Below are 11513 nucleotides of genomic sequence, written 5' to 3' on the forward strand. Positions count from 1 at the left end.
ATGGCAGCTAAAGATGTGAAGTTTCATGACCACGCCCGTCAAAAAATTGTAAAAGGCGTGAATATCCTGGCCGATGCGGTCAAGGTCACCCTGGGCCCCAAAGGCCGCAATGTGGTGCTGGAACGCAGTTTTGGCGCCCCGGTGATTACCAAAGATGGTGTTTCGGTCGCCAAAGAAATCGAGTTGCAAGACAAGTTGGAGAATATGGGCGCGCAAATGGTGAAACAAGTCGCGTCTAAAACCGCGGATGTCGCAGGTGACGGTACGACTACCGCCACCGTACTGGCGCAGGCGATAGTGCAAGAAGGCATGAAGTCGGTCGCCTCAGGCATGAACCCGATGGACCTCAAACGCGGCATAGATAAAGCGGTGGCTGCGTTGGTGGATGAGCTCAAAGTCATGTCTAAAGCCATCACCACCAATAGAGAGATTGCCCAGGTAGGCTCTATTTCTGCCAACTCGGATACCGCCATTGGTCAGATCATCGCCGATGCTATGGAAAAAGTTGGCAAGGAGGGCGTGATTACGGTAGAAGAAGGCAAGTCACTGCAAAATGAGTTGGATGTGGTGGAAGGCATGCAATTTGACCGCGGCTACATCAGCCCCTATTTTGTGAACAATCCGGACAAACAGGTGGCGGCGCTGGATGAGCCGATGATTTTGTTGTATGACAAGAAAATCAGCAATATCCGCGACTTGTTGCCGACGCTGGAAAACGTAGCCAAAACCAACAAGCCTTTGCTGATCATTGCCGAAGACGTGGAAGGCGAAGCGCTGGCGACACTGGTCGTCAACAGCATGCGTGGCATCCTTAAAGTAGCTGCCGTCAAAGCGCCAGGCTTTGGTGATCGTCGCAAAGCCATGCTAGAAGACATTGCCATCCTGACCGGGGCCACCGTCGTCTCAGAAGAAACCGGCATGCAACTGGAGAAAGTCAGCATCGAGCATTTGGGCCGTGCAAAACGAGTTGAGATACACAAAGAAAACACCGTGATCATTGATGGCGCTGGCGACCAAGCCAAGATTAAAGCCCGTGTGCAGTCTATTCAAACCCAAATTCAGGAGACCACTTCTGACTACGACAAGGAAAAACTGCAAGAGCGCGTGGCCAAGCTGGCCGGTGGTGTCGCCGTGATTAAAATCGGTGCGGCCACCGAAGTCGAAATGAAAGAGAAAAAAGACCGTGTCGATGACGCCCTGCATGCCACCCGCGCTGCGGTGGAAGAAGGCATCGTCCCTGGCGGCGGTGTGGCTTTACTGCGGGCTCGCAGCCGTATCGGTGCCCTCAAGGGGGATAATGATGATCAGGATGCTGGTATCCGCATCGTGTTGCGCGCAATCGAAGAACCCTTGCGCGCGATTGTGAAAAATGCCGGAGAAGAGCCTTCTGTGGTCATCACCAAAGTGCTTGAGGCAACGGGTAACACCGGCTACAACGCCGCGACAGGTGAATATGTGGATATGGTGGAAACCGGTGTGGTCGACCCCACCAAAGTGACTCGCACCGCGCTGCAAAATGCCGCCTCGATTGCCGGGCTGATTTTGACCACCGATGCGACCGTGGCCGAATTGCCCAAAGAGGACAAAAAAACGCCTGCGATGCCTGAGATGGACTACTAAGCGCGATCAGCGTGATGCCATCAACGATAAAAGCCCCGCAAGGGGCTTTTTTTCTAGCTGAGCAAGATCAACTGCACGCCGAAAAGAGCAGCAGATGACTCAAGCAGGTCTTCTGGGCGGCAGATGCCTGAACGTAATGCGTCCCTTGCCCATGTCGTAAGGCGACATTTCGATGGTGATTTTATCGCCCGCCAAAATACGTATTTTGTGCTTGCGCATTTTGCCGCCGGTGTAGGCAGTCAACTGATGCCCATTGTCCAGCGTCACGCGATAACGCGCATCCGGCAACACTTCAGTCACTGCGCCCTGCATTTCAATCAATTCTTCTTTAGCCATGCGATTCCTTTTTCAATAATGAAAAAAGCCCGAAACCGGGCTTTTTACTGCGCCACTTGGTCAGGCGTGACTATGCAATCACCTGAATCGCAGAAGCTTGTTTGCCTTTAGGGCCAGTCGTTTCGTTGTATGAAACGCGCTGGTTATCCGCCAGGCTTTTAAAACCTGCTGATTGAATCTCGGAAAAGTGAGCGAACAAATCATCGCCACCCTGATCTGGAGTAATAAAACCAAAACCTTTTGCATCGTTAAACCATTTGACAATACCTGTAGCCATATCTAAATCCTTTGTAAAAAATGAAAGGGAAACCCCTTGGAGGGCGAGGCACAAGTAAGCGGGATTAACGAGAGAACCAGAAGATACCACCAGAGAAAACAACAATGCTTGAACGTCGCGTGCAACAACTATGCGCTTTATGCACCACAATAGCAAATATTATTTTCAAAAAAACCAAAATAAATCAAATATTTATTTAAGCATCTATCCCGAAAAGCATTCAATACGCGACAAATCGCATCATCAAAAAACTCAAGGCATCGCCTGTGGACAAGCGCAGGCCTCATTTGGCTAAATAAAAAGCGCCCAAGCCACCCTTGAACGCTTTATGTTAGGTGGCGATGACTCGAGAGCAGAATTCTGGAATCATGGAGCAACCGTGCAGATGAGTTAGACCGATAGCAAGCTCGCTACGCCATCCAGCCCCACCACATTGAGCGCATACATGGCTTGCTGTTGCACCACTGGTTTGGCGTGATAAGCCACGCCCACCGCGGCAACCGCCATCATTTTGAGGTCGTTGGCACCGTCACCAATCGCAATCGTTTGTGCGGCCGACAGGCCCAACTGATCACGCAGTTTAGTGAGTTCATCGGCTTTGCGCTGGGCATCGACGATCTCACCAAGGACCTGGCCGGTGAGTTTGCCGTCTATGATTTCCAGCGTGTTGGAGACCGCGTAATCCAGCCCCAAGGTCTGTTGGACATGGTTGGCAAAAAAGGTAAAGCCGCCAGAGACGACCATGGTTTTGATGCCGTGTTGCTTGCAGGTATTGATCCAGGCTTGCGCGCCGGGATTAAAACGAAGGCGCTCATCAATCACGCGTTGCAATGCGGTCGCTGGCAGGCCTTTGAGCAAGGCCACACGTTTACGCAGGCTGGCAGAAAAATCCAGCTCGCCACGCATGGCGGCTTCGGTGATCTCGGCGACCTGCGGTTTGAGGTTCATCATGTCGGCAATTTCATCAATGCATTCAATGGAGATCAGGGTGGAGTCCATATCCATGACGCACAAGCCCATGTGTTGCAGCCTATGAGTGTCTTGCACCAGCGCGCAGTCTATCTGCTGACTGGCGCAAAAAGCCTTCGCTTCCAGATAATCCGCTTCTGGCACCGGCAAATAGTAGGCATGTTCGCCCACTTGCATAAACTGCGCATGCCCGCCCACCAGGCCATGAAGATGGGAAAGATGAGCCATGGTGATGGCCGGCCCTTGAACCACTAAACGCATGATCACTACCGTCGATTAAAAGACTGGATTATAGCAGTTGCCCGTGCATCGCATTGATAAGCGTGCTTTTTTGGGAGTATTTCTGTTTTTGGATTGCCCCCGGCAATGATATGCTTGGCAAAAATTAAAACTGGTTAAACTCAACACCCTAGGGATTACAATGAAACAAGACGCACAAACGCTGCCATGGCTGAACTTGCCTAACCTGCCCTTACCGCTTAAAGCCCTGTTTATTGGTTATCTGCTCGTGATTGGCGTCGGCCTGTGTATGGCTGGCCTGCAAATAATGCTCACTCACGGCATGGCCGATGGCAAATTCGGCTTGTCCGTGAACGATATTGTTTACAGTTATTACGGTGACCGCAGTGGCACCAAACTGGCGAGCAAACTTAATGGCTCCATGTCTGACAAGGCACCCCTGGAGGTCCGCCAGGACATTATCAAATGGGCGCAACAAGGCGCGCCACAAGACCAGTGGGAATCACACTTCAAGCAGGTGTTTGCGCAGCATTGCGTCATGTGCCACAGCAACATCCCCGGCATCCCCAACTTTAACAACTATGATGAAGTTAAGGCGCGCGCAGAGGTGAATGAGGGCGCAACGATCAGCGGCCTGACGCGGGTGTCGCATATACACCTGTTTGGCATCAGTTTCATTTTCTTTTTTATCGGCCTGATTTTCAGTTTTGCCGTGAATGTGCCCAAACCTGCCAAAATCATTGCCATCGCCTTCCCGTTTGCTTTTCTGATTATGGACGTGATGTCGTGGTGGCTGACCAAGTTGTCACCACACTTTGCCTGGTTGACGATTATCGGTGGCATTGGCTACAGCCTGGCCTCCAGTTACATGTGGGTGATCAGCATGTATCAAATGCTGGTACTGTCCCGCAATGGCAAAGTCTACGGCAATGCCTGGGCGCAGGACTTATAAGCGACGACGCATTCGTTAACGCTATCGCGTTAAATACGTTTAAAAACCGCACAGTTGTGCGGTTTTTTTATTTGCAGTCTAGCCTTGATAGGGTATTTGCGCGAAAATAGATGCTTAACTATCAAAACCTCTGAATTTTCATGAATCTGCACGAATACCAAGCCAAACAACTCCTGCAAAAATATGGTTTGGCCACACCGGCTGGCCTGGTCGTTCAATCCGAAGAAGCCGCTGCGGCAGCCACCAAAGAACTGGGCGGTGAAGCCTGGGTGGTCAAGGCCCAGGTGCATGCCGGCGGTCGCGGCAAAGCGGGTGGCGTCAAAGTGGTTAAATCTGCATTAGAAGCGCAAACCGTGGCAGGTAGCCTGCTTGGCAAGCATTTGGTGACTTACCAGAATGCGCCGGATGGCCAACCCGTGCATCAGGTGCTGGTGGAGCAAACCCTGCCGATTGCACGTGAGCTTTATCTTTCGATGCTGGTAGACCGCACGCTGGAACGCGTGGTCATGGTTGCTTCCAGCGCAGGCGGCATGGATATTGAAGAGATTGCGGCTACCCAGCCAGAAAAAATCCTGCAGGAAGTCTGTGACCCGCTCAATGGCCTGGTGGACTTTCAGGCGCGCAACCTGGCGTTTGGCTTGGGTCTGAGTGGTGACCAGATTGGCGCGTTTACCAAGCTGGCCAAAGGCCTGTACAAATTGTTTAAAGACAATGACTTGTCACTGCTCGAAATTAACCCGCTGATTGTAACCGCTGAAGGAAAACTGGTGGCGCTGGATTGCAAAATGACGGTAGATGACAACGCACTTTACCGTCAAAAACCGTTTGCAGAGATCCGTGACTGGTCACAAGACGATGCCAAAGAAGCGGAGGCCCATCATAGCGGCCTCAATTACATTGCCTTAAATGGCAACATTGGTTGCATGGTGAACGGCGCTGGCCTGGCCATGGCAACCATGGACTTGATCAAGCTGCATGGCGGCATGCCTGCCAACTTTCTGGATGTCGGCGGCGGCGCCACAGCTGAGACCGTGACCAAGGCCTTCAAAATCATCTTGGCTGACGCTAATGTGAAAGCGATTCTGGTCAATATTTTTGGCGGCATCATGCGTTGCGACATCATTGCCACCGGCATTATCACCGCAGTCAGAGAGGTGGGCATGACCATTCCGGTCGTGGTGCGGCTGGAAGGGACCAATGTCGAATTGGGCAAGCAGATGCTGCGTGAGAGTGGCCTGAATATTATTTCTGCAGAAGGGCTGACCGATGCCGCCCAGCAAGCAGTCAACGCAGTGAACAAGGGTGTGTAGTCATGGCGATTTTAGTCAATAAAGATACCAAAGTATTGTGCCAGGGCTTTACCGGCAAACAAGGGACGTTTCATTCCGAACAAGCGCTGGCTTATGGCACCAAAATGGTGGGTGGCGTGACGCCAGGCAAAGGGGGCCAGCGCCATCTGGAGCTACCCGTATTCAATACCATGCGCGAAGCCGTGAAGGAAACCGAGGCCAATGCCAGCGTGATTTACGTGCCGCCGCCTTTTGCCGCTGACTCCATCCTTGAAGCCGCAGACGCAGGCATTGAGCTCATTGTCTGTATCACCGAAGGCATTCCGGCTCTGGACATGCTCAATGTCAAAGCGGCGCTGCGCGCCAATGGCACCAAACTGATCGGCCCAAACTGCCCAGGCGTGATCACGCCGGACGAATGCAAAATCGGCATTATGCCGGGCAGCATCCACAAACGTGGTAAGGTCGGTGTCGTGTCACGTTCTGGCACCCTGACTTACGAGGCTGTCCATCAGACCACGGCCCTGGGCCTGGGCCAGACCACCTGTGTCGGCATTGGTGGCGACCCGATCAAAGGCTTGAACTTTATTGAATGCCTGGAACTCTTTCAGAAAGACGCGGAAACAGAGGCGATCATCATGGTTGGTGAAATCGGTGGCAGTGATGAAGAGGCAGCGGCTGACTACATCAAACACCATGTCACCAAACCGGTCGCTGCTTATATTGCCGGCTTAACCGCCCCTAAAGGCAAACGTATGGGCCATGCCGGGGCAATTATTTCCGGTGGTTCTGGCCGTGCAGAAGACAAGATTGCCGCCCTGGAATCAGCTGGCTGTGTTGTTGCAGCCTCCCCTGCTGGTCTGGGTGAGGCCGTCCTCGCGGCCATTCAACGCGCAAACGCATAAAGGAACTGGCATGTATCGTTGCTTACAGGCTCACCATCGCTGGACAGGCATCATTGTTAGCAGCGTACTGCTGATTGGCCTCACCTGGCCTGGCCTGTCTGCTGAGGCCGCCAGCAAAAAACAGATGGCCGAGGACAGCGCGCCTTTTCGCGATGATGAAGTGTCTTACCTGCTCATTGCCGCCGCCAAAGGCGACCTGGCCACGGTCAAAGCCTTGTTAAAAAGCGGCGCCAACCCGAATGTCACCGATGGCGACAAACTGACGCCCATCATGTATGCCGCCCGTAAAAACCAGGCGGAAGTGATCCGCGAGTTGTTAGCCGGTGGCGCCGACATTAATGCCAAAGATCAGGGTGGCTGGACAGCACTCATGTTTGCGGCCAAGAAAAATAATCTGGATGCCGCCAAAATGCTGATGGAAAAAGGTGCCGATGTTAAAGCCCGCGACCCGGCCGGCTGGAGCGCCCTCGGCCTGGCGGCCACCTCCGGCTACAGCGAACTGGTGGGCCTGATTATCGCGCGTGGTTTTGATGCTAATGTGCGGTCTTCGGATGGGAAAACTGTGCTCATGTATGCGGCCAAAAGTGGTGATGTACCCACCATTACCACGGTATTAACCAAAGGCGCTGACGCCAATCTCAAAGACAAGCTGGGCACCACAGCGCTCATGATTGCCGCCCGAGAGGGGCATGCCGCCGCAGTGACCTATTTGGCAGAACATGGTGCAAAAGTGGATGAGGAAGATGAGCATGGCTGGACAGCCCTGACCTGGGCGGTGAAGAAAAATCAGCTTGAAGCAGCCAAAACACTGCTTGAGCATGAAGCAGATGCCAACCAAAAAGACAGCGAAGGCACGCCCTTGCTGCACCTGGCGGTGAGCAACAATGCGCCGGAAATGGCGCGATTGCTGCTTGAACATGAGGCCAATGTCAAAACACGTGATCAATACGGTTTGACCGCTTATGTCTATGCCCTCAAAGGCCAAAACCCGACCATGGTAGAACTGATCAAGGCTGCGGGTGGCAAGTATTAAGCCCTGCAGCCCATCCTGAATGAAAAGCAGATGAAACTTGCAATTGCTCAAATGAACTGCATGGTCGGTGCCATGCAGCAAAATGCGGAACACATTCTGGCGCAAGCCGAAGAGGCTTATCGAGCGGGCGCACGCCTCTTACTGACACCAGAACTGGCGTTATGCGGCTACCCTCCAGAAGATTTGCTGTTCAGGCAGGATTTTTATCACGCCAACACGCAGGCACTTAATTGGCTGGTGCAGCGTCTGCCTCACGACATGGCAGTCATTGTTGGTCATCCTGATGAAGTGGCAGGCAAACGCTACAACGCGGCTTCGGTAATACATTCTGGCAGGATACAGGCGACCTATCATAAACATCACTTGCCCAACTACAGCGTTTTTGATGAAGAGCGCTATTTTGAGGCGGGTCAATTGCCCGTGGTGTTTGAATGGCATGGCGTACGCTATGGGGTGCTGATCTGTGCGGATAGCTGGGAGTCAGGCCCGGCCCTGCAGGCCCTGCAAGCTTCGGCACAAGTACTGCTGACGATCAATGCTTCGCCTTACCATCTGCACAAACAACAGACTCGTTACCAGGTATTGCGCGACCGCATCCGTGAAACCGGGCTACCCATGATCTATGCCAACATGGTCGGCGGCCAGGACGAACTGGTGTTTGATGGCGCGTCTTTTAGCATGAACCGGTTGGGAGAACTGGTGCAAGAGCTGCCAATGTTTGAAGCCGGGATGGCTTACCTGACCATTGATGGCACAAATCCCTTGTCTACCGACATTACAGTGCCGTTGAGCACTGAAGCCGCCGTGTATAAAGCGCTGGTACTGGGTCTGCGTGACTATGTGAATAAAAACAAATTCCCCGGGGTGGTGCTAGGTCTGTCTGGTGGCATAGACTCCGCCCTCACACTTGCCATCGCCGTGGATGCGCTGGGTAAAGCGCGCGTCAAAGCGGTGATGATGCCCTCTGAATTTACCGCCGGCATCAGCGTGGCAGATGCCGCTGAAATGGCACAACTGGTTGAGGTTGAGTACAGCGTATTACCCATCAAACCGCTATTTGAAGGATTTTGTGCGACCTTGTCTGAGGAGTTTTCCGGCAAGTCTTTTGATACCACCGAAGAAAACCTGCAGGCCCGCATCCGTGGCATGCTACTGATGGCCATCAGTAACAAGTTTGGCAGCCTGGTGCTCACCACCGGCAACAAGTCAGAAACCGCTGTCGGCTACAGCACCTTATACGGTGATATGGCGGGTGGCTTTGCCTTGATCAAGGATGTACCCAAAACCCTGGTTTACAAGCTGGCAACCTACCGCAATGGCCTGAGCCGGGTGATCCCTGAACGGATTATCACACGTGCCCCTAGCGCCGAGCTCAGAGAAAACCAGACCGACCAGGACAGCTTACCGCCCTATGAGGTCTTGGATGCCATCATGGAAGCCTACGTCGAAAAAGACCTGAGCATCGCACGTATCATCGAAATGGGGTATACCGCCAGTGATGTGCAGCGCGTGACCCGCCTGATTGATCGCAATGAATACAAGCGGCGGCAAGCGGCAGTGGGTGTCAGGATTACAGAGCGCGGCTTTGGCAAGGACCGTCGCTACCCGATCACCTGTAACCTGTCATTTTAAGTGCGCGACACGCAAGGCCTTGTGAGGCATGCACAGGACATTTGTATAAAAAGCACTGCTTGCGTAAAATGCCATTGAGAGATTTATCCACGGAGCACATATGAAAAAAGTAGAAGCCGTTATTAAGCCTTTTAAACTGGACGAAGTGCGTGAGGCGTTATCTGCAATTGGCGTCAATGGACTGACAGTCACCGAAGTCAAGGGATTTGGTCGCCAGAAAGGTCACACCGAGTTATATCGTGGCGCAGAATATGTCGTCGACTTTCTGCCAAAAATCAAAATTGAAGTGATTCTAGGATCAGACATGGTAGAAAGTGCGATCGAAGCCATTATCAAGGCCGCCCATACCGGTAAAATCGGTGACGGCAAGATTTTTGTCTCTTCCGTCGAACAAGTGATCCGTATCCGTACTGGTGAAACTGGCGAAGCCGCCATTTAAGCTTTTTTCAATGATCCGGTGACTTTTCCCAAGTCACCTTTTCTTGCCTGATGTTGCATGTCTTTCACACTGATTAAAACCATCCTGCTTCTTTCCACAGCCAACTTGTTCATGTTGTTTGCCTGGTATGGTCACCTGAAAGACTTGCATCAAAAACCGCTTTGGATCGCCATTCTGGTCAGTTGGGGCATCGCCCTGATTGAATATTGTTTTCAGGTACCCGCCAACCGGATTGGCTTTACCCAACTCAATCTGGCGCAACTCAAAATTCTGCAAGAAGTCATCACACTAGTGATATTCGTCCCGTTTGCCGTCATGTACATGCAGCAGCCACTCAAGTGGGATTACCTGTGGGCAGGCTTATGTATGATGGGGGCAGTCTACTTTATATTCCGTACTTGACTCCGTTTTTAAACGCCCGATAGTCCGATGACCCTAACGGGCTATATGCTTGCACGATTGATATTGTCATAATCGCTCCCAGAAATTGTTAATTAATTCATTAGGGGATACGAATATGTTAAAAAATATTTTAGTCGCAGCATCATTGTTAGTGAGCACATCAGCATTTGCAACTGCCACGACAACCAATTTTAGTGGCACTGACTTGTCAGGAAGCAGTCTTGCAAAAACAGCTAAAGTGAATATTTCATACACTGCTGGCAGCTTTGACTTAACAGGCGTTCTGGATCCAGAGTTCCGACTGTTAAATGAAGTCAATTCAGGACTTTACCAAGGTGTCACCCTGATTAGCGATGCAGATGACACCTTCACATGGGCACCAATTATCACGCCTATCCTGATTGGCTCTGATTTGACAAGATGGACTTTCAGTGTTTCGAACCTGGCTGCAGGGAACTACACTTTACAATTTAACCTGATCGGTGGTGGCCGTTACGAAGGTAGCTATACCATCAACCCAATTACTGTCCCTGTTCCAGAGCCAGAAACTTACGGCATGATGTTCGCTGGCTTGGCGATGATGGGTCTGATTGCCTTCCGTCGTCAGAAAAACAGCTAATTTATCAGCTATCGCAAAATAAAAAGCCTCACTTAAGTGAGGCTTTTTGCTTTTAGCCGTTGCTAGCAAAAATCTGCCTGACTGCCGCCAGGTCTTCGGGCGTATCCACGCCGCTGGCAGGCGCGTGATCAGTCACGCTAACGGCGATCTGGTAGCCATGATACAGCACGCGCAATTGTTCCAGACTTTCAATGCTTTCCAGCGTGGTGACTGGCAAGCTGGCATATTGCTTTAAAAAGCTGACACGATAAGCATAAATGCCAATGTGGCGATATGCGGTGAGGGGCTGCTGGCGATCTGTCGTGTCCCGTGCAAATGGAATCGCCGCGCGACTAAAGTACAGCGCGCGCTGCTTGGCATTGAATACCACCTTGACCACATTCGGATTTGTGAAGACCGTCTCGTCATGAATGGCATGGCAAGCGGTAGACATCACCGCCTGTTCATCATTGGCCAAGGTTTGGGCCACCTCGTTGATCAGCACCGGATCAATCAAAGGTTCATCGCCCTGCACATTGACGACGATGGTGTCCTCCGGCCATTGCATGGTTTGCACCACTTCAGCAATGCGGTCTGTGCCAGAAACATGATCGGCCCGCGTCATCACTGCAGTGATCTGGTGCTGCGCGACAGCTTGCAGAATTTGCGCATGATCGGTGGCCACGACCACCTGATTGGCCAGGCTTTTGGCTGCCTGCTCAGCCACGCGAACCACCATGGGTTTACCGGCAAGATCAAGCAAGGGTTTGCCCGGCAGCCGGGTACTGGCAAAACGGGCTGGAACAACAACTTTAAACATG

General features: G+C 52.1%; 13 protein-coding genes. 9 read left to right on the top strand and 4 right to left on the bottom strand.

Annotation, left to right across the window (positions count from 1 at the left end):
* Positions 1-1620, top strand: a complete 1620-nt coding sequence (groL, locus tag AACH41_RS10260) for a chaperonin GroEL (protein ID WP_275355999.1) — start codon at positions 1-3, stop codon at positions 1618-1620.
* A gap of 99 nt (positions 1621-1719) precedes the next feature.
* Here groL and infA read toward each other — a convergent pair whose 3' ends face one another.
* The 3 genes from infA to serB form a co-directional block, all read right to left on the bottom strand.
* Positions 1720-1956, bottom strand: a complete 237-nt coding sequence (gene infA, locus AACH41_RS10265; RefSeq protein WP_018985872.1) for a translation initiation factor IF-1 — start codon at positions 1954-1956, stop codon at positions 1720-1722.
* Between the two features lie 70 nt (positions 1957-2026).
* Positions 2027-2233: a cold-shock protein gene (locus AACH41_RS10270; RefSeq protein WP_194748312.1), complete on the bottom strand. Its 207-nt coding sequence runs from the start codon at positions 2231-2233 to the stop codon at positions 2027-2029.
* Between the two features lie 390 nt (positions 2234-2623).
* Positions 2624-3463, bottom strand: coding sequence for a phosphoserine phosphatase SerB (gene serB, locus AACH41_RS10275; protein WP_338654918.1), 840 nt, complete (start codon positions 3461-3463; stop codon positions 2624-2626).
* A 160-nt stretch (positions 3464-3623) separates the two neighbouring features.
* Between serB and AACH41_RS10280 the strand changes: the two genes are divergently transcribed.
* The 8 genes from AACH41_RS10280 to AACH41_RS10315 all read left to right on the top strand — a co-directional run bounded on the left by AACH41_RS10280 (position 3624) and on the right by AACH41_RS10315 (position 10713).
* Entirely contained in the window at positions 3624-4394 is a 771-nt protein-coding gene (locus AACH41_RS10280; RefSeq protein WP_194748314.1) for an elongation factor-1 alpha, read from the top strand.
* A 140-nt stretch (positions 4395-4534) separates the two neighbouring features.
* Positions 4535-5704, top strand: coding sequence for an ADP-forming succinate--CoA ligase subunit beta (sucC, locus tag AACH41_RS10285; RefSeq protein WP_194748315.1), 1170 nt, complete (start codon positions 4535-4537; stop codon positions 5702-5704).
* 2 nt (positions 5705-5706) lie between these two features.
* A complete protein-coding gene (gene sucD, locus AACH41_RS10290; protein WP_194748316.1) occupies positions 5707-6588 on the top strand; it encodes a succinate--CoA ligase subunit alpha in 882 nt (293 codons plus the stop codon).
* 10 nt (positions 6589-6598) lie between these two features.
* A complete protein-coding gene (locus tag AACH41_RS10295) occupies positions 6599-7621 on the top strand; it encodes an ankyrin repeat domain-containing protein (protein ID WP_338654920.1) in 1023 nt (340 codons plus the stop codon).
* Positions 7622-7651: 30 nt separating this feature from the next.
* Positions 7652-9253: an NAD+ synthase gene (locus AACH41_RS10300; protein WP_338654921.1), complete on the top strand. Its 1602-nt coding sequence runs from the start codon at positions 7652-7654 to the stop codon at positions 9251-9253.
* A 100-nt stretch (positions 9254-9353) separates the two neighbouring features.
* On the top strand, positions 9354-9692 hold the full coding sequence (locus tag AACH41_RS10305; protein WP_194748319.1) for a P-II family nitrogen regulator: 339 nt from the start codon (positions 9354-9356) through the stop codon (positions 9690-9692).
* Between the two features lie 57 nt (positions 9693-9749).
* On the top strand, positions 9750-10094 hold the full coding sequence (locus tag AACH41_RS10310) for a DMT family protein (RefSeq protein WP_313986548.1): 345 nt from the start codon (positions 9750-9752) through the stop codon (positions 10092-10094).
* Positions 10095-10209: 115 nt separating this feature from the next.
* Positions 10210-10713: an FxDxF family PEP-CTERM protein gene (locus AACH41_RS10315; protein WP_338654922.1), complete on the top strand. Its 504-nt coding sequence runs from the start codon at positions 10210-10212 to the stop codon at positions 10711-10713.
* A gap of 52 nt (positions 10714-10765) precedes the next feature.
* Here the strand turns inward: AACH41_RS10315 and kdsB are convergent, their stop codons facing one another.
* Positions 10766-11512, bottom strand: a complete 747-nt coding sequence (gene kdsB, locus AACH41_RS10320; RefSeq protein ID WP_338654924.1) for a 3-deoxy-manno-octulosonate cytidylyltransferase — start codon at positions 11510-11512, stop codon at positions 10766-10768.
* Position 11513 lies beyond the last annotated feature (1 nt).

It is taken from the genome of Methylophilus sp. DW102, assembly GCF_037076555.1.
In the GTDB taxonomy this organism is placed as follows: domain Bacteria; phylum Pseudomonadota; class Gammaproteobacteria; order Burkholderiales; family Methylophilaceae; genus Methylophilus; species Methylophilus glucosoxydans.